The organism is Pseudomonas sp. p1(2021b) (genome assembly GCF_020151015.1).
In the GTDB taxonomy this organism is placed as follows: Bacteria; Pseudomonadota; Gammaproteobacteria; order Pseudomonadales; family Pseudomonadaceae; genus Aquipseudomonas; species Aquipseudomonas putida_K.
On the sequence record NZ_CP083746.1, the window covers coordinates 1,357,627 to 1,382,304 of the forward strand.

Sequence of the window (24,678 nt, forward strand, 5' to 3'; positions counted from 1 at the left end):
GTGCCGCGAAAGGGCCGCAAAGCGGCCCCCTGGCTACACGCTCAGCGCGTAGCGATCCAGATCAGCAACCCCGCCTGGAACACCGCGAACGCCACCAGGCAGGTGATGGTAAAGCGCAGCCCGCTGTCCTCGCGCCGGTACTTGGCCACCCGCTCATCGCGCTCGCGCAGTTGCGCTTCCTTCTCCAGCAACTGCTGTTCGGCCTGCTGCAACATGCCCGCCGCTTCGAGGATGTCGACGCGCTGCACCTTCTCGCCGTTCCAGCTGCCTTTGAGCTGGCCCACCGGGGTTTCCACGATTCGTGCCTTGAGCAGTTGCCCGTCGGCGTACTCCACGTCCAGGCCCGCGCCGCGCAGCACGTGATCACGACGCAGGCGGCTGTCTTCGTTGAGGGCGTCCTTGCTCGGCAGGCTCATGCCCTCGACTTGGTAATGCGACCAACGCCGCTGCAGCCATTGCACCGCCTGGCCCAGCAGGAAGCGGCCCAGGCCGCGGTTCAGCGGCTCGAGCTGCAGTCCGCTGTCGCCACCGATGCGCACCAGGCGCTGCTCGTGGTCGACACGGATGTCCAGGTGGTTCTGTTCCTTGCGCACCTTCTGCCCAGGCAGGCGGATCACCAGGCGCAACAGGCTGTGTTCCTTGCTGTGGCGTTCGGCATGGCCGAATTCGACGAAGCGCAGCGGCCGCGCGCCGCTGGTGCGTTCGGTGGGCAGCGGCGCCAGGCGCAGCAGCTGGAAGTGTTCCGGGGCCAGGTCTTCCCAGGGCAGCGGGGCGCTTTCAGGGGCTTGTGGCTCTTCGTCCGCCTCAACGGCGGCGGGGGCGTCGGTCATCAGGGGTGTCCTCGAATGCACGGTGGGCGGGATACGGGGCTGCTGTGCAGCCCTTTCGCGGCACAAGGCCGCTCCTACAGGCGCAGCGATCCCTCTGTAGGAGCGGCCATGTGCCGCGAAAGGGCCGCAACGCGGCCCCGAAGCACCGCCTCGATAACCCCCGTTATCGGCAGCGAAAACGACTTCCTGAGCCCGATCTATTCCCGCGTCACCTGGCGAACGAACGCGACGATCCGTTCCCCCAGCTCCCGCGCCAGCGGCAGTTCGGGGTTGCGGTAGCTGTCACGCTGCTGGCTCATGTTCCGAGGGCTGATGCGCAGCATGTGGTTCATGCCCTCGATCACCACCAACTGCGCATCGGGCTTGGCCGCCTTGAGGCGCTCGGCGTCGGCCACCTCCACCTGCACGTCGTTGCGGCCCTGGAGGATCAGTGCTGGCATCGGCAGGCGGGCGAAGGCCGCCGCCGGGTCCTGGCGCAGCAGCGAGATCAGGTACGGCTGCACGCTCGGGCGGAACACCTCGCGCAGCGGGGCGGGCACGTCGAGGGTGGTCTGCCCGGCCTGCAGGCGGTCGATCACCGCATTGCCCCGCGCCAGTTGCGCAGGCGGCAGGCGCTGGGCCAGTTGTTCGCGCAGCACGTCCGCCACTGGCCTGCCGCTGCCGGCCACGGTGATCACCGCGCTGGCGCCGGCCTGTTCAGCAGCCAGGCTGGCGATCAGCGCACCTTCGCTGTGGCCGAGCAGGATCAACGGGCCGAAGCGCGGGTCAGCCTTGAGCATTCGGCCCCAGGCCACGACATCGGCCACGTAGCGTTCGACGCTGAGGTCGCGCTCATCGGGGGTGGCCGGTTGGCTGGCGGCCACGCCGCGCTTGTCGAAGCGCACGCTGGCGATGTGCTCGCCGGCCAGCAGCAGGGCCAGGCGCTTGAGGTTGTCCAGACGGCCGCTGGCGGGGTTGTTGCCATTGCGGTCGGTGGGGCCGGAGCCGGCGATGATCAGCACCACCGGTGGCGGCGTGGGCTCCTGGGGCAGCAACAGGCTGCCATGCAGCACGCCCTGGCCGGTGTCCAGGTCGATGGGGCGTTGCAGGACGGTAGGGGCGGCGGCCTGGGCGAGGCTGGCGCACAGCAGCAAGAGGAGGGCGGCGAAGCGCAACATCATTGGGCTACTACGTGGGAGGGATGTCGGTTGGACCGGGGGCTTGGCGGAAGGTTCTGGTTCGGCGTTCGCCTGAGCTGGCGTAATCGCGGGACAAGCCCGCTCCCACAGGGGCTGGCGTAATCGCGGGACAGGCAACCTATCCAACGGAGTTTTCCGTATACTGCCCGCCTCCTTCAAATTCAGGCAGATTCGCGGAGCGTCCATGTCCGGCAATACCTACGGCAAGCTGTTCACTGTCACCACCGCTGGCGAAAGCCACGGCCCGGCGTTGGTCGCCATTGTCGATGGGTGCCCGCCTGGCCTGGAGATCTCCCTGGCCGACCTGCAGCATGACCTCGACCGGCGCAAGCCGGGCACCAGCCGGCACACCACCCAGCGCCAGGAAGCGGACGAGGTGGAAATCCTCTCGGGCGTGTTCGAAGGCCGTACCACCGGCTGCTCGATCGGCCTGCTGATCCGCAACACCGATCAGAAGTCCAAGGACTACTCGGCGATCAAGGACCTGTTCCGCCCGGCCCACGCCGACTACACCTACCACCACAAGTACGGCCTGCGCGACTACCGCGGCGGTGGCCGTAGCTCGGCCCGCGAGACCGCCATGCGCGTGGCTGCCGGCGCCATCGCCAAGAAGTACCTGGCCACCCAGGGCATTCGCGTGCGCGGCTACATGAGCCAGCTGGGCCCGATCGAGATCCCGTTCAAGACCTGGGACTCGGTGGAGCAGAACGCCTTCTTCAGCCCCGACCCAGACAAGGTGCCGGCGCTGGAGGCCTACATGGACCAGCTGCGCCGTGACCAGGACTCGGTCGGCGCCAAGATCACCGTGGTCGCCGAAGGCGTGATGCCGGGCCTGGGCGAGCCGATTTTCGACCGCCTGGATGCCGAGCTTGCCCATGCGCTGATGAGCATCAACGCGGTCAAGGGCGTGGAAATCGGTGCGGGCTTCGCCAGTGTCGCCCAACGTGGCACCGAGCACCGTGACGAGCTGACCCCGCAAGGCTTCCTCAGCAACAACGCCGGCGGCATCCTCGGTGGTATTTCCTCCGGCCAGCCGATCGTCGCCCACCTGGCGCTCAAGCCGACCTCCAGCATCACCACCCCGGGCCGCTCTATCGATATCGACGGCAACCCGGTGGAGGTGATCACCAAGGGCCGTCATGACCCGTGCGTGGGCATCCGCGCCACGCCGATCGCCGAGGCGATGATGGCCATCGTGCTGATGGACCACCTGCTGCGTCACCGGGCACAGAACGCCGACGTGAAGGTGAACACCCCGGTGCTGGGCCAGCTCTGAGAACGGTGTTCGTCAGTCAGGTACAGGTTGCCTGAACCGGCCCAATCGCGGGGCAAGCCCGCTCCCACAGGTTCTCCGCAGCCCTTGTAGGAGCGGGCTTGTCCCGCGATTGAGCCGGCACAGGGACCTCACAAGGCCCAATCATGCCCCCGATCCCATACTGGCGCCTGTCCAGTTTCTACCTCTTCTATTTCGCCCTGCTCGGTTCCACCGCCCCGTTCCTGGCGCTGTACTTCGACCATCTGGGTTTCTCCCCGGCGCGCATCGGCGAGCTGGTGGCCATTCCCATGCTCATGCGCTGCATCGCCCCCAACCTGTGGGGCTGGCTGGGTGACCGCAGCGGCCAGCGCCTGCTCATCGTGCGCCTGGGGGCGTTGTCGACCCTGGCGACCTTCTCGCTGATCTTCGTCGACAAGAGCTACGCCTGGCTGGCACTGGTAATGGCCCTGCATGCCTTCTTCTGGCATGCGGTGCTGCCCCAGTTCGAAGTGATCACCCTGGCCCACCTGCACGGCCAGACCTCCCGCTACAGCCAGGTGCGCCTGTGGGGCTCGATCGGTTTCATTCTCACCGTGGTCGGCCTGGGCCGGCTGTTCGAATGGCTGAGCCTGGACATCTACCCGGTGGCGCTGGTGGCGATCATGGCTGGCATCTTTCTCGCCAGCCTCTGGGTACCCAACGCCCAGCCGGTGGAACAGGCCGAGCGCAAAGGGGCAGGGGGCTTTTTGCGCCAGCTGGCGGCGCCGGGCGTGCTGGCATTCTATGCCTGCGTGGCGCTGATGCAGCTCAGCCACGGCCCTTACTACACCTTCCTGACCCTGCACCTGGAGCACCTGGGCTATACCCGTGGCGCCATCGGCCTGTTATGGGCGCTGGGGGTGGTCGCCGAAGTGCTGGTGTTCATGGCCATGAGCCGGATCTTCGCGCGCATCAGCGTGCGCCGTGTGCTGCTGGCCAGCTTCCTCTTGGCGGCGCTGCGCTGGCTGCTGCTGGGCAACCTGGCCGACATCCCGGCGGTGCTGGTCATGGCCCAGGTGCTGCACGCGGCCACCTTCGGCTGCTTCCATGCTGCCGCCATCGCCTTCGTCCAGGGCAGCTTCGGCGCGCGCCAGCAAGGGCAGGGCCAGGCGCTGTATGCGGCGTTGTCCGGCACCGGCGGTGCCTTGGGCGCGCTTTATTCGGGCTACAGCTGGAAACTGCTGGGCCCGGCCTTCACCTTTGGTATGGCCAGCCTCGCAGCCTTGGCCGCAGCCGTTATCATTGCCCTTTGTTCGAAAGAAACCAGGAACAGCCCCTGATGAGCATTCTCAGCGTTTTCCACACATCCAGCCCCGAGGTGCCGAACAAGGTGCTGACCCACCATGACGACATCGCCGCGACCCTGGCCGAGCAAGGTGTGCGCTTCGTCCGTCGCCCCCATGAGCTGCGCATCCGTCCGGGCACCCGCCGCGACGAGGTGCTGGCCGAGGGCCGTGGGTTGCTCGATGAGCTGATGACCGAATATGGCAGCGTGGCGTTCAGCCTGCTCGATCGCGATGGCCAGGCCCCGGCCGGGGCTGACCTGCGTGATGAGCATGTGCATGAGGCTGAGGAAGTGTTCGCAGTCGTCACCGGCCGTGCGCAAATCAGCCTGCGACTGGGCGAGGCGGTGTACGCGGTGGTGTGCGAGAAAGGCGATGTGCTGGTGGTGCCGGCCGGCACCCGTCGTTGGTTCGACCTGGGCGACAACCCGTTCTGCCTGGCTTTGCGCCTGTTCGCCAGCGAGCAGGGTGCGCAGCCGCGGTTTACCGGCGATGCCTCAGCCCGGGCGTTTGCCGGCATGGATGAATTCTAGGGCCAATCGCCGGCAAGCCGGCTCCCACAAGGGTTTGGGGAACACCTTTGGCCGCTGTGGGAGCCAGCTTGCCGGCGATTGGGCTTTCCGTGCTTACCGATAGGTCGGCAAGGCAAAGCGCTGCTGGCTTTGCAGCATCGAGATCACCGGCAACTCGCTGGCCTGTTCGGCCAAGTCACGGCGAATGGCGCTGATCGCCCAGGACAATTGCTCCGCGCTGTGCAGCTGCGCGTACGACAGCACCCGGCGGGTGACCTTGCCGTCGGCGGCACGCAGGTTCAGCTGGATACCGCCATCGGGACGCGGTTGGGTTTCGACCTTGTAGGCGGAGAAGACCGAGGCGAATTTTTCCTGGATGAGGTCCATATCTCAACTCCTGACTGTTGTGTTTTGCAGACTCTGGAGTTGAGGGTTGCAGCGACCGTGCCAGGCACGAGTCGCTGAAAATTCCATTTAAAATCAACAGGTTGATGATCTATTGCAATGAGGTGACCGTGCATTGTGCAAGGTCGTGCATTTTGCACAGTGCATTTTGCAAGGGTCATAGGGTTTGCCTCTTGGCCCTATAGATTCTGAACCTTTGACCGCCCGGCATTGCCTGACGAACACTTGGGCGCTCGACTATGCCAGGAGGTTCCCGATGTCCGACCGACAACCTATCGCCATGACCGACGACGAAACCGCTGCGTTCGCTGAAGAAGTCTTCGAACGTGCCCGCCGGGGCGATGCGCAGATGCTCGAACGCCTGTTGCACAGCGGCCTGCCGGCTAATCTGCGCAACCATAAAGGGGATACCCTGTTGATGCTGGCCAGCTACCACGGCCACCATGACGCGGTGAAGGTATTGCTGGCCCATGGCGCCGACCCGCTGATCGCCAACGACAACGGCCAGCTGCCGATCGCCGGTGCCGCGTTCAAGGGCGACTTGGCGATGATTCGCCTGATGCTCGAGCACGGCGTACCGGTGGATGCCGCCGCCGAGGACGGGCGTACCGCGCTGATGCTGGCGGCGATGTTCAACCGCGTCGAGATCCTCGACTTCCTGCTGGCCCAGGGCGCCGACCCGGCTCGCCAGGATGCCCGTGGCGCCACCGCCCTGGCCGCCGCCCAGACCATGGGCGCCGTCGACACCGCCACACGCCTGCAGGCGCTGGTCGGCTAACCCTCCGGGGGCATTTGCGGCTATCCTTGGCGACTTTTTCGCAAGCCGCAGGCCCCCTCATGAAAAACCAGTTGCTCGAATTCATCAGCCTCATCGGCGCCGGCTGCATGCGCGAACAAGACATCGAGCGCATCGCCGACGAAGCTGCCCAGGCCTATGCCGACCCGGCCGCCTTCCTGGCCGCCAACCCGGACATCAACTACGACGATACCTTCCCCATCCCCTTGGGCGAATGGGTGGTGCTCGGCAGCCTGCCCGATACCGTGCTGTTCCAGGCCGACAGCTATCAGGAGCTGTTCGAGCGCATCACCGATTCGTTCGACAAGAGCGTGCCGTTCACCCTCAAGCCCAAGCAACTGGCGCGCACCGAGGCGCTGACCGCGCTCAACCGTATCCAGGTGCAGATGGGCGCCTTGAACAAGGAAGCGGGTGGCTACGTGCTGCTCAATTTCAGCCAATTGCTCGATGACGAGCTGCAGATGGTGATGGTCGGGCAGAATGACCTGGCGCGGGTGCTGGAGCTGGGCGCGGCGTTGGGCATCAAGGTGGAGCCGGCGCTGGAGGCGTTGCGGGTGGCGGTGCACGTCTGACAATGAATGGGGCCGCTTTGCGGCCCTTTCGCGGCACAAGGCCGCTCCTACCGGCATTCGTGATCCCCTGAGCGGCCCTTGTGCCGCGAAAGGGCTGCAAAGCAGCCCCAAAATCTCACCCCAACGCGGTATCGAGAAACATCATCACCCCGAACCCGCCCATCAACCCCAGGGTCGCTGCCGTCTGGTGCCCATTGCGGTGGGTCTCGGGAATCACCTCGTGGGACACCACGAAGATCATCGCCCCGGCCGCCAACCCCATGCTGATCGGGTAGGCGAGGGCGAAGCCAGTGGAAATGCCCAGGCCGATCACCGCGCCCAGTGGCTCCATCAGGCCGGAGCCGATCGCCACCAGCGCCGCCTTCACGTTGGAAAGCCCGGTGGCACGCAGCGCCAAAGCCACGGCCAGGCCTTCGGGGATGTCCTGGATGGCGATGGCGCTGGTCAGCGGCAGGCCGATGTTCATGTCGCCGTTGGCGAAGCTCACCCCGATGGCCATGCCTTCGGGCAGGTTGTGCAGGGTGATGGCCAGCACGAACAGCCAGACCCGGCTGATCCGTTCCGCTTCCGGGCCGCACGGGCCGGTGCTTTCATGCTCATGGGGCGTGAAGCGGTCGAGGCCCAGCATCAGCAACACACCCAGGCCCATGCCCAGCACCACGGTAAAAGCCGCAGCCGGGCCGTTGCCGGTGATTTCCCGGGCGGCGTCCAGGCCAGGCAGGATCAGCGAGAAGGAGCTGGCCGCGAGCATCATGCCAGCGGCAAACCCCAGCATCACGTCCTGGCTGCGTGCGCTGACATCGCGCAGCACCACGGCCAGCACGGCGCCCAGAGCGGTGGCGCCGAACCCGGAAAGGCCGCCCAGCACCGCCAGGTGCAGGTTGTCGGCATGGTCACCCTGGACGGCATTCCACAGGCTGGCCGAGAGCAGGGCGAGCACCGCCAGCAGGCTCAGGCCCAGGCCGGCGCTGAGCCAGGGGGCGGTGGTGGCTTGTTGGCGCCAAGCGTTGAACAGTGAGACAGGCGCGGTAGTGGGGGACTGGGCGGGTGGCATGCGAACCTCGAGGCAAATCTGTTGCTGGCAGTCTACCCAGTGACCGATGCCAGCGCCCAAGGATTCCCTTCTATCGACGTAATAGCCGACTATGCTTGGCGGCAATCACCTTTGGCAGGAGCGTGCGCATGGGGTCCACATTCAATGGCCTGGTCGGGCTGATCATTCTGGCGCTGGATATCTGGGCGATTCTTCATGTGCTCAAGAGCGGGGCCGAGGTGGGTATCAAGATCCTCTGGGTGTTGCTGATCGCCTTGCTGCCGGTGATCGGGCTGATCATCTGGGCCATCGCCGGGCCGCGAGGCAACCTGCGATTTTGAATATCGTTCACTGGGGACGCTACGCGCCCCATCGCGGGACAAGCCCGCTCCTACAGGTTCTGTGCAGGGGTGTAGTAGCGTTCGCCGTAGCAGGCTTTGCAAAACCCACCCCGTGACAAAATTTTCACACTGGATTATCGAAAATCCGCGCCGCACAATGCTGCGTTGGCCCAATTGCCGTGCTGGATGGCCGGGCCCTTCAGGTAGCAGGGCGTCTTCGCCTTTTTCGCAAACCCGCAATCCTAGGATCCCCCCATTCATGGCTAACACGGATGCCTTGAAGCAACGGGCCGTGCCGGCTTCGTTCGCGCCGACCCTCAAATCGCACCTCGCCTACACGCTGCTCAGCGCCCTGGTGATCATGCTGATGCTCAGCCTGGTCCGCCTGGCGCTGCTGGTCTACAACAGCGACATGATCGGCGACACGCCGTATGCCACCGTCGCCGAAGGCTTCCTCAACGGCCTGCGCTTCGACCTGCGTGTGGTGGTGTACATCAGCATCCCGCTATTGCTGGCGCTGCTCAGCCCCTGGGCCATGGCCCGGCGCGGTTTCTTCCGCCTGTGGCTGACCCTGGCCTCGAGCCTGGTGATGTTCCTCGGCCTGATGGAGCTGGACTTCTACCGCGAGTTCCACCAGCGCCTGAACGGCTTGGTGTTCCAGTACATCAAGGAAGACCCCAAGACCGTCATGAGCATGCTCTGGTACGGCTTCCCGGTGGTGCGCTACCTGCTGGCCTGGCTGTTCGGTACCTGGCTGCTGAGCCTGCTGTTCAAGGGCATCGACCGCCTGACCCGTGGCACCGGCAGCACCGCTGCAGCTGCCGCCCAGCGCAGCGTCGCGCCCTGGTACCAGCGCGTGGCGGTGTTCATGGTGATCCTGTTGGTGGCCGTGGTCGCCGCCCGTGGCACCCTGCGCCAGGGCCCGCCGATGCGTTGGGGCGACGCCTTCACCACCGACTCCAACTTCGTCAACCAGCTTGGCCTGAACGGCACCCTGACCCTGATCGACGCCGCCAAGAGCCGTTTCGGCGAAGACCGCGCCAATATCTGGAAGCCCGTGCTCGAACAGGGCGTGGCCACCCAGAGCGTGCGCGACCTGCTGCTGACCCCCAACGACACCCTGGTCGACGCCGACGAAGCCGCCATCCGCCGCGACTTCGTACCGCCGGCCGACCGCACCCTGGCGGTCAAGAACGTGGTGGTGATTCTCATGGAGAGCTTCGCCGGCCATTCGGTGGGCGCCCTGGGCAGCCCCAACAACATCACCCCGTATTTCGACAAGCTGGCCAAGGAGGGTCTGCTGTTCGACCACTTCTTCTCCAACGGCACCCATACCCACCAGGGTATGTTCGCCACCATGGCCTGCTTCCCCAACCTGCCGGGCTTCGAATACCTGATGCAGACCCCGGAGGGCGGCCACAAGCTGTCTGGCCTGCCAGCGTTGCTCAGTGGTCGTGACTACGACGACGTATACGTCTACAACGGCGATTTCGCCTGGGACAACCAGTCCGGTTTCTTCGGCAACCAGGGCATGACCACCTTCATCGGCCGTAACGACTTCGTCAACCCGGTGTTCTCCGACCCGACCTGGGGTGTGTCCGACCAGGACATGTTCGACCGCGGCAACGAGGAATTGGCCAAGCACGACGGCAAGAAGCCGATCTACGCCTTGCTGCAGACGCTGTCCAACCACACGCCGTACGCGCTGCCCAAGGACCTGCCGGTGGAGAAGGTGACCGGCCAGGGCCGTCTGGACGAGCACCTGACCGCCATGCGCTACTCCGACTGGGCCCTGGGCCAGTTCTTCGAGAAGGCGCGCAAGGAGCCGTACTTCAAGGACACCCTGTTCGTGATCGTCGGCGACCACGGTTTCGGCAACCAGCAACAGGTCACCGAGCTGGACCTGGGCCGCTTCAACGTGCCGCTGCTGCTGATCGCCCCCGGCATCCAGGAGAAGTTCGGTGCGGTCAACCACACCGTGGGTACCCAGGTCGACATCGTGCCGACCATCATGGGCCGCCTGGGCGGCCAGACCCGTCACCAGTGCTGGGGCCGCGACCTGCTCAACCTGCCTGAGGGTGACCAGGGCGTGGGCATCATCAAGCCGTCGGGCAGCGAGCAGATCGTCGGGATCGTGCAGGGCGATCGTATCCTGATCGAGTCCAAGGACATGACCCCGCGCCTGTATCGCTACCAGTTGGGCCGCGAGTTCAAGGCCGAGCTGATCGAGAGCCCGGAGCAGCCTGCGTTGCTGAAGAACCTCGAAGCCTATATCCAGACGGCGACCAAGAGCCTGCTGGACAATACCGCGGGCGTGGTTCACGGCACGCCGAAGTAAGCGCAAGCGGGCCGCAGTGCGGCCCTATCGCGGGGCAAGCCCGCTCCTACAAGGGGCTGGCTTGTCGGCAATGTCCTACGGACTGAACAAATCCCCCGGCTCACGGTCAAGGTTACAGGCAGCACATCCTGGTTTCTTTGATTGAGAGGGCGATTCAATGAAAGAGTGGGAAGTCACCTTCGTCGACCAGAACGGCGTACAGAACTCACTGCTGTATAACGGCGAGCAATGCCCCAGCGACGAGGAAGCCGCACGGCTGATTCGTTCGCACCTGTTCCCGGTGATCGATGAGCTGGACCTGAACGACTTCCAGGACCGCAGTCCTTCTCCCACGGTACGTTGGCTCAAGGAACAGAGCGGTGTGTCCATCACGGGCATAAGCCCATTGTCCTGAGCGGCTGCGCTGGCGTCGGTGGCCAGCAGGCACTACGCTCAGACGAGGCCTGGGTCTTTTCTGCGGACCTTGGTCGGTTTCATTCGCGTCTCGCATCAGCTCGATCTGCCGGGCACCGCTTGGTGCCAGCAGGTGCGTTGTGCACGGAAAGTCTATCCATTGCATTGCAGGAGGACGTTTCATGAGCAGCCAGAACGACGATATCAGCAGCAGTGTCCTTCGCCAGATGAAAGATGGCGGTTTCGATTTCACCCGTATCCACCCGATCGAGTTCTACGCAGTGTTCCCCGACGAGGCAGGCGCCCGGCGGGCGGCCCGGCAATTTCGTGGGGAGTCCGTCAGTGCGCAGGTCTGCGAACTGGACGACGGCGCCTGGCACTTGGAATTGAGCAAGGTGATGTACGCCACCTACCGAGGAATCGGTGCCTTCGAAGAGACGTTCGAGCAACTGGTCTCGCCGTTTGGCGGCGAGGTGGAAGGCTGGGGCGTCAAGCAAGAGCGTCCGGTGGCCTGAGCGCCTCGCCGCTCCTACAGGCCTTGTAAAATCAATGAGTTATGCGTTGTTCTATGAGAGAGGCGAGGCCTCAGGGCTTGCGCTTGGCCATATGCGCCAGGTAGGCGATAAGGTCGTCCAGCTCCTGGTCGTTCAGCACGCTGGGCGCAAACCCCGGCATGCGCGCCTGGGGCCACTGCCGCAGGCTTTGCGGGTCGCGGATGTAGCGCCGCAGGAAGCCGGCCTGGAAATACTCGGTTGGGTTGTAGGGCACGTTCAGGTCCGGGCCGAACTGCGCATCACCCGCGCCATTGAGCCGGTGGCAGGCCAGGCAGTTCTGCTGGAACAGGGCGAAGCCGTGGCGCACCGGGTCGTCCGCCGGCAGGCCTGGGTCGGGCAGCAGGGCAGGGAAGCGCGCCTGCACCGGGGCCAGGCGGCGGATCGTGGCGATCTGGAACGGCCACTGCTCGGGGCGGATGCCGCTGGCCTGGGGGGTGGTCCATACCAGGTAGAACGGCCCGGCGCTCGGCTTGCCGTCGCCCAGGGCCGGCCAGGGCTTGGCCGGGTCTTCCACGGCCAGCCACGCCCGCGCCGGGCCGGTCTGCAGCAAGGGCCCGGCGGGCATCTCGGCGGCGAAACCATCCAAGGCAACGGCTTGCAAATGGTCGCTTGCAGTGACGCCTTCGAGCAGCACGTTCAACGGCACGGCGCGGTAGTGCATCGGGCGCTTGTAGGACACGTCCTGGTCGATGCGGATATTCCGGGCCTGCGGGTGGGCCAGCAACTCATCGCTTTGCCACTGGCGCGAACGTTCACCGAGTTCCAGGTGCAATTGCGCCGCCGACAGGGGCAGGCAGAACAGGAGTGTCAGCAGGGCGAGGCAGCGACGCATGGGCAATCTCCAACCGGTCAGGGGTGGCAGATTACCTGTGTGGTGCCTGCAATGGCCACGGCTGCTTTCATCCGAACAAGCGTGTCAGGTTCGGCAGGATGAGCAGCAAGGTCGTGGCGAAGAGAATGAGCCCAGCTTGGCGTACTTTTGGTTGTTTGATCATGGCGGACCGCCTTCTTGTTGTTATTCCTGAATAGCCCTTGGCTTCCTTGTCTCGCTTCGGGTCGATCGCGACGGCGTACGCGGTACGCCGGTCCTGCATGCCTCTTTTTTTGGATATACAACCAACAGTAGGGGGTACGTCATCCTTGTTTCAGAACCCTTTGTTCTATTGGTTTTCCCATTGATTCACTTCGCTTATGAGGCCATGTGCCAGCTCGCTGGCAAGCTCTGGCTAGACAGCTGCGCTCCCTGCACCGGACTGCGTGAAATTAGTGACCGTTCGTCAGAGCATCCTACTTGCTTGTACCGGGCTTTCGCGTCAGTCTCTACAGCAAATTCCCACACACGTCGTTCAGGACTATCCCTATGTCGTTACGCATCTGCATCCTGGAAACCGATGTCCTGCGACCGGAGCTGACCGCGCAGTACCAGGGCTACGGAAGGATGTTCGAGCAGCTGTTCTCGCGTCAGCCGATCGCCGCCGAGTTTCGCGTGTACAACGTGATGAACGGCGAGTACCCGCCTGAAGGGGAAACCTTCGATGCCTACCTGGTCACCGGCAGCAAGGCCGACTCGTTCGGTTCGGACCCCTGGATCCAGACGCTCAAGGCGTACCTGCTCAAATTGTACGAACGTGGCGAGAAGTTGCTGGGCGTGTGTTTCGGCCACCAGGTGCTGGCGTTGGTGCTTGGCGGCAAGGCCGAGCGGGCTGAGCAGGGTTGGGGCTTGGGGATTCACCGCTACTCCCTGGCCGCCCATGCGCCCTGGATGGACCCGGAGGTCTCCGAGCTGACCCTGCTGATCAGCCATCAGGACCAGGTGACCGAGCTGCCGGAAGGCGCCACGGTGATCGCTTCGAGCGATTTCTGCCCCAACGCGGCCTACCACATCCGTGATCAAGTGCTGTGCTTCCAGGGGCACCCGGAGTTCGTCCACGACTATTCCCGCGCCCTGCTCGATGCCCGTCAGGCGGTGTTGGGGGATGAAGTGTACCAGCGGGCCATCGCCAGCCTGTCGCAGGAGCACCAGGGGGATCTGGTGGGCAAGTGGATGCTGCGCTTCATCGGGCACTCGAACAAGAGCAGCGAACACGCGGCGTAAGTGCCTGGCTGTCAGGGGTCCATCGCCGGCAAGCCGGCGAGGGGCCGCACAGCGGCTCCTACAGCCAGCCCGACCGCTTGAAGCTGGCATACAACGCCGTGCAGCCCACCCCGATCACCCCCAGCACCCCGAAATACCCGTAGTGCCAGCCCAGCTCCGGCATGTTCTCGAAGTTCATCCCGTAGATGCCGGCAATGGCCGTGGGAAACGCCAGGATCGCCGCCCAGGCCGCGAACTTGCGCTGCACGATGCTCTGGCGCGAGGCTTCGAGCAGCATGCCGATCTCGATGGTCTGGCTGGCGATGTCGCGGATGCTGGACAGGTCTTCCATCTGCCGCGTGACGTGGATCTGCACGTCGCGAAAATACGGGCGCATGTTCTTGTCGATGAACGGGAAGCTCAGGCGCTGCAGTTCTTCGCTGACCTCCACCATGGGCGCGACGTAGCGGCGCAGGCGCAGGATGTCGCGGCGTAGGCTGTGCAGGCGCTGGATGTCTTCTTCGCGCAGCGAATTGCTGAGCACGCTCTGTTCGAGTTCCTCGATCTCGCCGTGGATGGCCTCGCTGACCGGCTGGTAGTTCTCGGTGACGAAGTCGAGCAGGGCATAGAGCACGAAGTCCTCGCCGTGCTCGAGCAGGAGCGGGCGCGCTTCGCAACGCTGGCGCACCAGGGCGTAGGATTTGGAGTGGCCGTTGCGGCAGGTGATGATGTAGCCGGCTCCGGCGAAGATGTGCGTTTCGATGAATTCCAGCTTGCCTTCATGGCGCACCGGCGAATAGGTGACGATGAACAGCGCGTCGCCGAAGGTCTCGAGCTTCGGCCGGCTGTGCTTTTCCAGCGCGTCCTCAATGGCCAGTTCGTGCAAGCCGAACTGGCGCTGCAGGTTGGCCAGTTCCTCGGCGTTGGGTTCTTCCAGGCCGATCCAGACGAAGTGCCCAGGCTTGCGCGCCCATTCGCTGCCTTCGTCGATGCTGATGTTAGTGACCTTCCTGCCGGCGCTGTACACCGCCGACGCCACGACTCGCCCCATGGTTACCCGCTTCTTCGGTTGAACACCCGCTACAGCTTGGGCTGTGTCGGGCCATAGAGCAACTTTTGCCCTGCAGGCGGCATCGCGGGGCAAGCCCGCTCCTACAGAGTCTGTAGGGAGGATGCAGGCCTATTGTGGGAGCGGGCTTGTCCCGCGATGGGGCCATCGCGGGTCTCAGCCGTTCGCCAACTCGCCTTCCATCCGGTCGATGCACTGCTGCATCTGCGTGCGGCATTGCTCGACCAGCGCCGGCAGGTCCTGCTGGCTCATGCCCGCCGTGGCGATGGGCGGCAGCGAGCGGACGATCACCGTGCGCTGGCGCCAGCTGTTCAGGCCCAGGCGCCGGGTGTAGCGGCTGACGCACACCGGCACGATCGGCACCCCGGCTTCGACGGCCATGTGGAACGCGCCTTTCTTGAACGCCAGCAACTGCTCGCCCGGGTTGCGGGTGCCTTCGGGGAAGATCCAGATCGACGTATCGTCGCGCAGGATACGCGTGGTCACCTGCATGGCCTTGCGCGCCTGGTAGGCGTTCTTGCGGTCCACCAGCACGTTGCCGCCGAGCCAGAACAGCTGGCCGAACAACGGAATCCAGCCCAGGCTCTTCTTGCCGATGGCCACGGTACGCCGGGGCACCACCTGGCCGAGGATGAACAGGTCGAAGTTGGACTGGTGGTTGGCGACGATGACACAGCCAGGCGGCTGGTCCCACAGCGGGCCGACCTCGGCCTTGACCTTGATGCGCATCAGCCAGGCGGCAGGCAGGCTGTAGAGGCGGGCGAAAACGCGGCTGTTGTCGGGGTTGAACGGGCGGCACAGGCCGATGACCAGGCCTGCCACGCCGACGAACAGGAAATGCAGCGCCAGAAGGAGCATGCGAAGCATATAGAGCATGATACGACTCACACCAGACAGTCGCCGCGCAGTGTACGGCTGTGCACTGTCTGGGGCAAACCTTGGGCGTATGTCACGCCTCCCTGTAGGAGCGGGCTTGCCCCGCGATCAAGGGCGAAGCCCTTTCCGTCAGCCCGCACCTGCAAGCCTGAGCGTCAGCCCAGGTGCTGCAGGTCCTGCGCGATGGCCTCGTCCAGGGCATCGAGCAGGCCCTTGCGTACCTTGAGCTTGGTGTTCTTGTGCGCCAGCATGTTCAGCTTCTTCAGTTCGCGCGCCGCTGCCAGCGCCGCTTCCTGCAGTTGCTCAGCCGGCACCACCTTGTCGAGAAAGCCCGCGTCCACCGCGGCATGGGGGTCGAACACCTCGGCATTGATCACCGAGCGGTGGAAGGCCGAACGCCGCAGGCGGTCGCGCGCCAGCTCGATCCCGGCATGGTGCATGGTCATGCCGATCTGCACTTCGTTCAGGCAGATCTTGTAGGGGCCCTCGACGCCGATGCGGTAGTCGGCCGACAGCAGCAGGAAGGCACCCTTGGCCACGGCGTTGCCTGGGCAGGCGACGATCACCGGGAAGGGGTGGCTGAGCAGGCGACGGGCCAGGGTGGAGCCGGCGGTGACCAGGCTGACCGCCTCCTTGGGGCCTGAGGTCATGACCTTGAGGTCGTAGCCGCCGGAGAGGATGCCCGGCTGGCCGGTGATGATCACCACGGCGCGCTCGTCCACGGCGCGATCCAGGGCGGCGTTGAAGGCGGCGATGACATCCGGCGAGATGGCGTTGACCTTGCCGTTGTTCAGGGTCAGGGTGGCGATGCCGTCTTCGGCGTGGTAGGTAATCAGCTCGCTCATGGCAGGGTCCTTTGGATAACGTGGCGACGACGTTACCCAGCAGGGCGGCCCAGGTAAAGCAGCAAGGCTGACTGGCCGGTCAGCGTCTGCGCCGCGCGCCTTGCCCCGTCGGGGCACAGCTGCAAGAGCATGCAAAAGCACAGGGCAGATTGGCAGCATCGCCCTGACAGGCCCTGCTTTTTGGCCGGCAGGCTTAAGCACATGAAAATTCTGAAAAAAATGCTTGCCAAAGGAAAAGGCTTCTACTAAATTAGCGCGCCTCGACAGGCTGAACTGCTTGAAGAGATCCGGTGAAGTGTCCGAGTGGTCGAAGGAGCACGCCTGGAAAGTGTGTATACGAGAAATCGTATCAAGGGTTCAAATCCCTTCTTCACCGCCACATTCCGCAAGAAGCCCCCGCGCTGAAAAGCTCGGGGGCTTTTTGTTTTTCTTGGGTTTTTGGGGCCGCTGCGCGGCCCATCGCGGGGCGAGCCAAGCGCAAGCCCCAAGCCGTGCAATCCCGTGTAGGAGCGGGCTTGCCCCGCGATTGGGCTGCGCAGCAGCCCCAAAACCCTCAGAAACTCACCGAAGCCGACAACCGCGCCGTCCGGGGCGCGCCTTGGAACAGGTAGTTGTCCCCCAGGTAGTCACCGACGTCCCGCCAGTAGCGCTTGTCGAAGACGTTATCCACCGTCAGCCGCCACACCGTGTCATACCCACCGATACGCGTGCGGTATCGGCTGCCGACATCGAACACGGTATAGCCGCCAACCTCCACATTACCCGCCGAGCTCGCGTACTTGCTGGCGCTGTAGCGCACCCCGCCAAGCAGCGCCAGGCCGGGCACCGGCAGGCTGTAGTCGGCCTGCAGGGCGGCGCGCAGGCGCGGTACGTTGATGGCCTGGTGGCCCTCGTAGGCGTCGGTATCGCTGTTCTGCACCCGCGCGCGAATGGCCGCGGCGCTGGCCTGCAGTTGCAGGCGCGAGGTCACCCAGCCGCTGGCGCCCAACTCCAGGCCGGTGTTCTTCTGCTGGCCCTGTTGTACGTAGGTGAAATCGCCGCCGTCCGGGCGTGCGTACTGGTAGGCCTGGCGGATCTGGAACAGCGCGGCGCTGAAGCTCATGCCTTGCCAGTCGTGCTTGATGCCCAGTTCCAGTTGATGCGACAGGGTCGGGGCGAGGATCTCGAAACGGTTTTCGGCGAACCAGGGGGCAGTGCCGCCGGCTGACAGACCTTTCGAATAACTGGCGTACAGCGTGGTGTCCGGCTGTGGTTTGTAGATCAGCGCGGCGTTGGGCAGCAGTTGGTACTGCTGGGTATGGCGCCCGGAAACCCCGTTTTCGCCCCAGGTCTTTTCGTCCAAGCGTACTTCACGGGCGCCGAGGACGGTCTGCCACTGTTCGTTGAAGGTGATCTTGTCGCTGATGAACAGGCCGTACTGGCGGCTGTCGAGGCGACGTTCGCTGGAGCCGACAGGCGCGGTGGCCTGTGGCACGGCAGGAACATCCTCATTGATGTTGCCGTTGCCGACGTCAATGTTGTAGTAGGGGCGCTGGTCGAGGGTGCGACGCTGCGCACTGGTACCGACAGTCAATTCATGTCCCACGCCCATAGCGTCGAAGCGGCCATTGAGCATGGCCTGTGCTTCGTCGATGCGTCGGGTGTCGTCCGGGCTGCGGAAGTCGTAGATGTCGTAGTCGCCTTCGGGGCTGAAATGCGGAACCCAGCCATCCTCGCTGCCCCATGCAAATGAGCTGTAGTCATCGATCACCACCTTGCTGCGCGACGCGCTCAAGGTCCCGCTCCAGGCCTCGTTGAAGCGGTACTCGAACTTCCCGCCCAGGTTCAGCGAATCGTTCTGCACCGGCTTGGCCCAGCGCTGGTAGGCCAGGTGGTCATCCGGGTCGACGCCATGGGGCACTTCGCTGCCGCCAAGCAACTGGTACCCGGGCACCGAATACTGCTCGCGGTGCTGGTATTCAGCGTCCAGCTGCAGCGTAGCGTCAGGGTTGATCTGCCAGTCGAAGGCCAGGGAGGCGAAGTCGCGCTTGCCGTCGGCGTGGTCGACGTAGGAGCGGATATCTTCATGGGCCAGGTTGGCGCGCAGGCCGAACTGGCGCTCGCTGCCGAACCAGCCGCCCAGGTCGGTGGCCAGGTAGCGCTCGCCTTGTTCGTTGCTCGACACGCTGATGCTGCGCACATCCTCGGGCCGCTTGGTCACGTAGTTGATCAGCCCGCCAGGCTCCGACACGCCGCTTTGCAGGCCCGACAACCCCTTGAGCAGCTCGACCTGCTGCTTGTTCTCCAGGGCCACGTTCTGTTCGCCGGCAATGGTCTGGCCGTTGATCCGGTAGCTGCTGGCGGCATTGAGTTCGAAGCCGCGCACATTGAAGTTCTCGTAGTAGCCGACCGGGGCGTAGCTTTCGCCGACCGAAGCGTCGCTTTGCAGCACCTCGCTGAGCAGGCGTACCTGGCGGTCTTCGAGCAGCTGGCGGCTGAACACGTTCACCGAGGCGGGGGTATCGAGCAGCGGTGTGGCCTGGAACCCGCCGACCTGGGCTTCCCTTGCCTGGTAACCCTCGTCTTCCTTCACCTGCGTCACGTGCAGCGGGGCCAGGATGACGCTGTCGTCGGCCAGGCCCTGGGCACTGTGCAGGGCAAGGCCCAGGCCAAGCAGGCCGAGGGGCAGGCGGGGGCGAAGCGGGGTCATGCGGGCTCCTTGAAAGCGGGCGTGCCGAGGGGGGCGGACAAAAGGGCGCCATGGTAGCAGGCAGGAAGACGCCAGGCGCCTGCATTTCACAGGCGCCTGGCGACTGAAACGATTGGGTGGGTGGAAGATTCAGCTGGCCGTTTGCTCGTTCAAGCGGCTTGTATCGCCCCTTTGCGCCGACGTTCGGCCATCATCCATACCACCAGCGCCACGGCCCCGATGACCAGGCCCGCTGTCACGATCCCCATCCAGCCCTGGCGCTGGAACAACTGGGTCCCCAGCAGCGACCCCAGCGCTCCGCCGATGAAGTAGCAGGTGATATACCCTGCGTTGAGTCGCGTGCGCGCTTCCGGGCGCAGCACGATCACCGCGTTCTGGTTGCTCACATGGATCAGCTGCACCGCCAGGTCCAGCAACAGCACGCCGGCCAGCAGCGCCATCAGCGAGCTTTGGGCGAAGCCCAGCGGCACCCAGGACAGCAGCAGTGCCACCAGCCCGACCGTGGTGCCCAACGAGCCCTGGCCTCGGTCGGCCAGGCGCCCGGCCCAGTTGGCCGACAATGCACCAGCGGCGCCGGCCAGGCCGAACAGGCCGATCACGGCATCGGAGTAGTGATAGGGCTCATTGGCCAGGAGGAACGCCAGCGGGGTCCAGAACAGGGCGAACAGGCTGAAGGCCAGCAACCCCAGCAGCGAGCGCAGGCGCAGCACCGGCTCCTCGGCGAACAGGCGGAACACCGAGCCGATCAGCGCTGGGTATTTCAGCCCGGCATGGGTGTGGTGTTGCGGCAGGCTGCGGTACAGGGCGAGGGCGGTCAATGCCATCAGGACAGCGGCCAGTACGTAGATGCTGCGCCAGCCACCGAGTTCGGCCATGAAGCCGGCGGCGGTACGCGCCAGGAGAATGCCCAGCAGCAGCCCGCTCATCAAGGTCCCGACCGCACGGCCGCGTTGGTCGGGGGCACTGAGGGTAGCTGCCATGGGCACCAGCACCTGCGCGACCACGGAAAACAGCCCGGTCAGCGCCGTGCCCAGCAGCAGCCAGGGCAGGCTGGGCGCACAGGCGCTGATCACCAGGCCAAGGGTGGCGATGGCCACCATGCAGATGATCAGCCGGCGCTGCTCGAACATATCGCCCAGCGGTGCCAGCAGGAGTAGGCCGGCACCGTAGCTCAACTGCGCGGCGATGACGATGGTCCCGGCGCTGGCGGTGTCCAGGCCGAATTGCTCGGCGATGCTGTGCAGCAGCGGTTGGGCGTAATAGTTGCTGGCCACGGCCAGGCCGGTGGCAGTGGCCATCAGCAGGATCAGGGCGCGGCTCAGGGCAGGGGAGGTCATCGTGGTTCTCATGGCAGACGAAAGTGAAGCAGTATCAAGAAATGTCCGGTGAGGCGCTATCCCATGTAGGAGCGGCCTTGTGCCGCGATCGGGCGCGAAGCGGCCGTGAACTCAGCCAATGCGATCCCTCGATCGACCGCGGTTGCTGATTTACGGCCGCTGCGCGCCCGATCGCGGCACAAGGCCGCTCCTACAAGGAGGCCAGGCAAGCGATGGCCTCAGGCCGCGAACCCGCCATCGGCCGTGAGGCTTGCCCCGGTGATGTAGCCCGCTTCAGGCCCGGCCAGGTAGGCCACGAAACTGGCGATCTCCTCGGCCTGGCCATAGCGCCCGATGGCCATGAGCGGGATGAGGCTGTCGGCGAAGTCGCCGGAAGCCGGGTTCATGTCGGTGTCCACCGGGCCGGGTTGCACGTTGTTGACGGTGATGCCCCGTGGGCCCAGGTCGCGAGCCATGCCGCGGGTCAGGCCGACCAGCGCCGACTTGCTCATGGCATAAGGCGCGCCACCGGCGAAAGGCATGCGCTCGGCGTTGGTGCTGCCGATGGTGATGATCCGCCCGCCCTGGCCCATGTGACGGGCGGCGGCCTGGCTGGCGACGAAGACGCTGCGCACGTTCACCGCCAGCAGGCGGTCGAAGTCGGCCAGGTCGAATTCGGTCACCGGGGCCACGGCGAGCACGCCGGCATTGTTGACCAGGATATCGAGGCGGCCGAAGGCCTCCACGGTGGTTTCTACCGCCTGCTGCACGGCGGCGGCATCGGCGCTGTCGGCGCGCAAGGCCAGGGCATGGCCGCCGTTGCTGTTGATTTCGCTCGCCAGGGCGTCGGCGGAGCCGGCGGAGGCGACATAAGTGAAGGCGACCTTGGCGCCTTCCTTGGCCAGGCGTCGCACGATGGCCGCGCCGATGCCACGGGAACCGCCCTGGACCAGGGCGACCTTACCGTCGAGGTTGAATGCGGTGGACATGCTGATCTCCTGCGTGAAGCAAGGCCGAATGCCTTGGATGAGCGCAGTATCGACCCTGGATTACCCGCTGATAAGATGGCAATCGCGATCAGCAGAGTAAACCTTGGGTTGATAATCATGGCCATGGAATCCTTCAGCACCCTCGAGTGCTTCATTCGCAGCGCCGAGGTCGGCAGCTTCGCCGAAGCGGCCCGACGCCTGCACCTGACCCCGGCCGCAGTGGGCAAGAACGTCGCCCAGTTGGAGGCGCGCCTGGGGGTGCGCCTGTTCCAGCGCAGCACCCGCAAGCTGACCCTCACCGAAGCGGGCCAGCGTTTCCTGGAAGAGGTGAGCGACAGTTTCCGCACCATCCAGTACGCCATGGCCAACCTCGCCAGCGCCGAAGGCCAGCCGGCCGGCGCCTTGCGGGTGAGCATGGGCACGGTGTTCGGGCGGCTGTACGTGTTGCCGTTGCTGGGTGAGTTCTTGCAGCGCTACCCGGCGATTGTTCCCGACTGGCACTTCGACAACCGCCAGGTGGACCTGATCGGCCAGGGCTTCGATGCCGCCATCGGCGGTGGTTTCGAGTTGCCGCCGGGTGTGGTGGCGCGCAAGTTGACCCCGGCGCACCGGGTGCTGGTGGCCGCGCCCGGCTATGTGCAGCGCCATGGGCCGATCGACCAGCCGGAGGCTTTGCCGCGACACGCCGGGATCCTGATCCGCTCCCCGCAGACCGGCCGCGTGCGCGCCTGGCCACTGACCAGCCGCTGGCAGGAACAACGGCCGCTGCAGTTGCAGCAGGCGATGACCATGAGTGACTCCGACGCCGCCTGTGCGGTGGCCGAACAGGGGTTGGGGATCGCCCTGGTCAGCCTGCCGTTCGCGGTGCCGTACCTGGTGGCCGGGCGGTTGCAGCGCGTGCTGCCGGACTGGTACGTGGACGATGGGCATATCAGCCTGTACTACGCCGAGCACAAGCTGTTGCCGGGCAAGACCCGGGCGTTCATCGATTTCGTGGTGCAGCGGTTTGCCGAGCAAGGGTTGGCGATGCGGTTCAATGCGCTGGAAGTGTTGGAGAGCGCTGCTGGGCCCATCGCGGGGCAGCCCTCCTAGAACAACACATAAGCCATTGATTTAGCGGGGCTGTGGGAGCGGGCTTGCCCCGCGATAGGGCCGCTTCAGGCGACGTGAGTCACCACCGATACCTGTTCGGCGCCGGCCACCGTCAGGCTCACTTCGTCATCGACCTTCTTGCCCAGCAACTGCTGCCCCAATGGTGAACGCGCTGTGATGACGGTCACCATTTGCTCACCTTCCCCGATCTTCAACCCCGCTGCCTCGGGCCCGAGGAACAGCACGCGCGGGTGCCCTTGGTCATCTTCCAGGGTCACCAGGTTGCTGACCTGGATGCCGCGAGCCGGGTCGTAATCGCGCAGCAGCAACTGCTGGTACGCCAGCAGCGCCTGGCGGATCTCGGCCGTGCGCCGGGCCTGTCCGGTGGCCAGGTACGAGGCCTCGAGGCTCAGGGTGTCATACTTGTTCTCGGCGATGTTCTCTTCGGCGGTGGCGGCCTCGTAGGCGGCCTGGGCCGCACGGCGCAGCACCTCGACATCATGCTCGAGGGTCTGGACGATGCGCGAGAGCAGGGTGGTCTTGTCCATGGTCAATAGCAGAATTCCAGTACGTTGGCCTGGCTCTTGTCGGTCGGTGCGGTGCGGTTCTGTTGCAGCCAGAACTGGCACTTGGGGTTGTTCAGGTTGCGCGGGCTGCCCTGGGCGGCTTCGACGGCCTGGCGAGCCTCCTGCTGCTGGAGGATCACCTTGTAGCGCTCGAACATCTCGGCCTGGGCGTCGGCCGCTGCAGCCGGCTGGCTGGCGCTCGGTGCCATGGCCTTGGCCACCGGCTGCACCTGCCCCGGCCACCAGCGCCAGGCCAGCCACAGGCTCAGGGCGATGGCCACGGCGCCGAGCCACAGGCCGAGCGCCACGCAGAGGATCAACTGCACGGGCTTGAGGGTAACCTTCAGTTCGCGACGACGTGGCATGGCGGCCTCCTGGCTGGGCGGTTCATGCCGGGCATTGTCGCACGGCGGCAAGGGCTTTTTCGCATCAATGCTTTCGCCACGAGGTATTTATCCGCAAAATCCGCGGTTTTGCGCAAGGCAAGGGAGTGGGTATGAAATCCACCTGGGACATCTTCTGCACGGTCGTCGACAACTACGGCGACATCGGCGTGACCTGGCGCCTGGCCCGCCAATTGGTGGCCGAGCAGGGGCTGGCGGTACGCCTGTGGGTGGACGACCTGGAGGCCTTCGTGCGCCTATGCCCTGGAGCCGATGCCGGCGCCGCGCAGCAGTGGCAGGCTGGCGTCGACGTGCGGCACTGGCCGGGCCAATGGCAACCGGTGGCGCCTGGCGATGTGGTGATCGGTGCCTTTGGTTGCCGGTTGCCGGCCGATTACATCGAAGCCCTGCGCCTGCGGGACACGCCTGCATTGTGGCTGAACCTCGAGTACCTGAGCGCCGAGGATTGGGTCGAGGGCTGCCATGGCCTGGCCTCACCCCAGGCCAATGGGCTGCGCACCCTGTTCTTCTTCCCGGGCTTCACCGACAAGACCGGTGGCCTGCTGCGCGAGGGTACGTTGCTGGCCCGGCGCGAGGCCTTCGAGGCGGACCCGGCCGCACGCACAGCGTTCCTCGGCAACCTGGGCGTGCAGGTGGAGGCGGGCGCGCGGCTGCTCTCGCTGTTCGCCTACGAAAACGCGCAACTGGGCAACTGGCTCGATGCCTTGGCCGAAGATGGCCAGCCCAGCCATTTGCTGGTGCCCGAGGGGCGCATCCTGGCCGACGTGCGCCAATGGCTGGGCGAGCCCGGCCTGGGGGTGGGCGATGTGCGGCGCAAAGGCGCGCTGACCGTGCAGATCCTGCCATTCGTCAGTCAGGACGATTACGATCGCCTGCTCTGGGCCTGCGACTTCAATGCCGTGCGCGGCGAAGATTCGTTCGTCCGCGCCCAGTGGGCCGGCAAGCCGCTGTTGTGGCATATCTACGTGCAGGACGAGAATGCCCACTGGGAAAAACTCGAGGCGTTCCTCAAGCTTTATCGCCAAGGGCTGTCAGAAAAAGCGGGAGATGCGTTGGTCGAGCTCTGGCGGGCCTGGAACATGGATCGTGACATGGGCGCGGCCTGGCGCGGGGTGCTTCGGCACTGGCCGCAGCTGCAGGCCCATGCCCGCCAATGGAGCGCCGCGCAGGCCGCTCGGCCGGACCTTGCCACGACGCTGGTACAGTTTTACCGAAATTGGCTATGATAC

At 65.2% G+C, this 24,678-nt stretch carries 25 protein-coding genes and 1 tRNA gene; 13 read left to right on the plus strand and 13 right to left on the minus strand.

The features are described from left to right. Nucleotides 1-41: 41 nt before the first annotated feature. Nucleotides 42-830, minus strand: a complete 789-nt coding sequence (locus K8374_RS06335) for a hypothetical protein (RefSeq protein WP_224458341.1) — start codon at nt 828-830, stop codon at nt 42-44. Between the two features lie 197 nt (nt 831-1,027). Next, nucleotides 1,028-1,990 (minus strand): alpha/beta hydrolase, encoded by a 963-nt coding sequence (locus tag K8374_RS06340; RefSeq protein WP_224458342.1) that lies wholly within the window; start codon nt 1,988-1,990, stop codon nt 1,028-1,030. A 202-nt stretch (nt 1,991-2,192) separates the two neighbouring features. Here K8374_RS06340 and aroC point away from each other — a divergent pair, with 202 nt between their 5' ends. The 3 genes from aroC to K8374_RS06355 all read left to right on the plus strand — a co-directional run bounded on the left by aroC (nt 2,193) and on the right by K8374_RS06355 (nt 5,118). Further along, nucleotides 2,193-3,284, plus strand: coding sequence for a chorismate synthase (aroC, locus tag K8374_RS06345; protein ID WP_224458343.1), 1,092 nt, complete (start codon nt 2,193-2,195; stop codon nt 3,282-3,284). A 143-nt stretch (nt 3,285-3,427) separates the two neighbouring features. Beyond that, entirely contained in the window at nt 3,428-4,582 is a 1,155-nt protein-coding gene (locus K8374_RS06350; protein ID WP_411969604.1) for an MFS transporter, read from the plus strand. After that, nucleotides 4,582-5,118 carry an oxidase gene (locus K8374_RS06355; RefSeq protein ID WP_224458344.1) on the plus strand — a complete coding sequence of 179 codons (537 nt, stop codon included), beginning with the start codon at nt 4,582-4,584 and terminating at the stop codon, nt 5,116-5,118. The genes K8374_RS06350 and K8374_RS06355 overlap by 1 nt, the downstream gene beginning before the upstream one ends. 93 nt (nt 5,119-5,211) lie before the next feature. Here the strand turns inward: K8374_RS06355 and K8374_RS06360 are convergent, their stop codons facing one another. After that, nucleotides 5,212-5,484 (minus strand): DUF3509 domain-containing protein, encoded by a 273-nt coding sequence (locus K8374_RS06360; RefSeq protein ID WP_224458345.1) that lies wholly within the window; start codon nt 5,482-5,484, stop codon nt 5,212-5,214. 274 nt (nt 5,485-5,758) lie between these two features. On the opposite strand from K8374_RS06360, the gene K8374_RS06365 reads away from it, so the two are divergent. Together K8374_RS06365 and K8374_RS06370 are read left to right on the plus strand one after the other, a co-directional pair. Continuing rightward, nucleotides 5,759-6,280, plus strand: coding sequence for an ankyrin repeat domain-containing protein (locus K8374_RS06365; RefSeq protein WP_224458346.1), 522 nt, complete (start codon nt 5,759-5,761; stop codon nt 6,278-6,280). Between the two features lie 59 nt (nt 6,281-6,339). Then, nucleotides 6,340-6,870, plus strand: a complete 531-nt coding sequence (locus K8374_RS06370) for a hypothetical protein (protein ID WP_224458347.1) — start codon at nt 6,340-6,342, stop codon at nt 6,868-6,870. A 115-nt stretch (nt 6,871-6,985) separates the two neighbouring features. Here K8374_RS06370 and K8374_RS06375 read toward each other — a convergent pair whose 3' ends face one another. Further along, the gene (locus K8374_RS06375) at nt 6,986-7,924 is read right to left on the minus strand and encodes a ZIP family metal transporter (RefSeq protein ID WP_224458348.1); all 939 of its coding nucleotides are present in this window, start codon (nt 7,922-7,924) and stop codon (nt 6,986-6,988) included. Nucleotides 7,925-8,052: 128 nt separating this feature from the next. On the opposite strand from K8374_RS06375, the gene K8374_RS06380 reads away from it, so the two are divergent. The 4 genes from K8374_RS06380 (at nt 8,053) to K8374_RS06395 (ending at nt 11,490) form a co-directional block, all read left to right on the plus strand. Beyond that, nucleotides 8,053-8,244 carry a PLDc N-terminal domain-containing protein gene (locus K8374_RS06380; RefSeq protein WP_084854964.1) on the plus strand — a complete coding sequence of 64 codons (192 nt, stop codon included), beginning with the start codon at nt 8,053-8,055 and terminating at the stop codon, nt 8,242-8,244. 259 nt (nt 8,245-8,503) lie between these two features. After that, the gene (locus K8374_RS06385) at nt 8,504-10,582 is read left to right on the plus strand and encodes an LTA synthase family protein (RefSeq protein ID WP_224458349.1); all 2,079 of its coding nucleotides are present in this window, start codon (nt 8,504-8,506) and stop codon (nt 10,580-10,582) included. Between the two features lie 157 nt (nt 10,583-10,739). Continuing rightward, on the plus strand, nt 10,740-10,976 hold the full coding sequence (locus K8374_RS06390) for a hypothetical protein (protein ID WP_084854966.1): 237 nt from the start codon (nt 10,740-10,742) through the stop codon (nt 10,974-10,976). A 181-nt stretch (nt 10,977-11,157) separates the two neighbouring features. Then, nucleotides 11,158-11,490 (plus strand): ribonuclease E inhibitor RraB, encoded by a 333-nt coding sequence (locus K8374_RS06395; RefSeq protein ID WP_224458350.1) that lies wholly within the window; start codon nt 11,158-11,160, stop codon nt 11,488-11,490. Between the two features lie 70 nt (nt 11,491-11,560). Here K8374_RS06395 and K8374_RS06400 read toward each other — a convergent pair whose 3' ends face one another. Beyond that, entirely contained in the window at nt 11,561-12,361 is an 801-nt protein-coding gene (locus K8374_RS06400; RefSeq protein WP_224458351.1) for a cytochrome c, read from the minus strand. A gap of 528 nt (nt 12,362-12,889) precedes the next feature. Here K8374_RS06400 and K8374_RS06405 point away from each other — a divergent pair. Then, on the plus strand, nt 12,890-13,624 hold the full coding sequence (locus K8374_RS06405; RefSeq protein ID WP_224458352.1) for an amidotransferase: 735 nt from the start codon (nt 12,890-12,892) through the stop codon (nt 13,622-13,624). Nucleotides 13,625-13,682: 58 nt separating this feature from the next. On the opposite strand, the gene K8374_RS06410 is transcribed toward K8374_RS06405, so the two are convergent. From K8374_RS06410 to K8374_RS06420, 3 genes are all read right to left on the minus strand, one after another. Continuing rightward, nucleotides 13,683-14,654, minus strand: a complete 972-nt coding sequence (locus K8374_RS06410; RefSeq protein WP_224458353.1) for a magnesium and cobalt transport protein CorA — start codon at nt 14,652-14,654, stop codon at nt 13,683-13,685. Between the two features lie 174 nt (nt 14,655-14,828). Then, on the minus strand, nt 14,829-15,548 hold the full coding sequence (locus K8374_RS06415; RefSeq protein WP_224458354.1) for a lysophospholipid acyltransferase family protein: 720 nt from the start codon (nt 15,546-15,548) through the stop codon (nt 14,829-14,831). 155 nt (nt 15,549-15,703) lie between these two features. Beyond that, a complete protein-coding gene (locus tag K8374_RS06420) occupies nt 15,704-16,393 on the minus strand; it encodes a crotonase/enoyl-CoA hydratase family protein (protein ID WP_224458355.1) in 690 nt (229 codons plus the stop codon). Between the two features lie 289 nt (nt 16,394-16,682). On the opposite strand from K8374_RS06420, the gene K8374_RS06425 reads away from it, so the two are divergent. Then, a tRNA-Ser gene (locus tag K8374_RS06425) sits at nt 16,683-16,772 on the plus strand. Between the two features lie 174 nt (nt 16,773-16,946). On the opposite strand, the gene K8374_RS06430 is transcribed toward K8374_RS06425, so the two are convergent. From K8374_RS06430 to K8374_RS06440, 3 genes are all read right to left on the minus strand, one after another. Then, nucleotides 16,947-19,082 (minus strand): TonB-dependent siderophore receptor, encoded by a 2,136-nt coding sequence (locus K8374_RS06430; protein ID WP_224458356.1) that lies wholly within the window; start codon nt 19,080-19,082, stop codon nt 16,947-16,949. Nucleotides 19,083-19,231: 149 nt separating this feature from the next. Beyond that, nucleotides 19,232-20,419, minus strand: coding sequence for an MFS transporter (locus tag K8374_RS06435; protein ID WP_224458357.1), 1,188 nt, complete (start codon nt 20,417-20,419; stop codon nt 19,232-19,234). A gap of 218 nt (nt 20,420-20,637) precedes the next feature. Continuing rightward, a complete protein-coding gene (locus tag K8374_RS06440; RefSeq protein ID WP_224458358.1) occupies nt 20,638-21,387 on the minus strand; it encodes a 3-oxoacyl-ACP reductase family protein in 750 nt (249 codons plus the stop codon). Between the two features lie 117 nt (nt 21,388-21,504). Between K8374_RS06440 and K8374_RS06445 the strand changes: the two genes are divergently transcribed. After that, on the plus strand, nt 21,505-22,479 hold the full coding sequence (locus K8374_RS06445; RefSeq protein WP_224458359.1) for a LysR family transcriptional regulator: 975 nt from the start codon (nt 21,505-21,507) through the stop codon (nt 22,477-22,479). Between the two features lie 65 nt (nt 22,480-22,544). Here the strand turns inward: K8374_RS06445 and K8374_RS06450 are convergent, their stop codons facing one another. Then, nucleotides 22,545-23,027 (minus strand): GreA/GreB family elongation factor, encoded by a 483-nt coding sequence (locus K8374_RS06450; RefSeq protein ID WP_224458360.1) that lies wholly within the window; start codon nt 23,025-23,027, stop codon nt 22,545-22,547. Between the two features lie 2 nt (nt 23,028-23,029). Further along, nucleotides 23,030-23,410 (minus strand): hypothetical protein, encoded by a 381-nt coding sequence (locus tag K8374_RS06455; RefSeq protein ID WP_224458361.1) that lies wholly within the window; start codon nt 23,408-23,410, stop codon nt 23,030-23,032. A gap of 131 nt (nt 23,411-23,541) precedes the next feature. Here K8374_RS06455 and earP point away from each other — a divergent pair, with 131 nt between their 5' ends. Further along, nucleotides 23,542-24,675, plus strand: coding sequence for an elongation factor P maturation arginine rhamnosyltransferase EarP (earP, locus tag K8374_RS06460; RefSeq protein WP_224458362.1), 1,134 nt, complete (start codon nt 23,542-23,544; stop codon nt 24,673-24,675). The last annotated feature ends 3 nt before the right edge of the window (nt 24,676-24,678 follow it).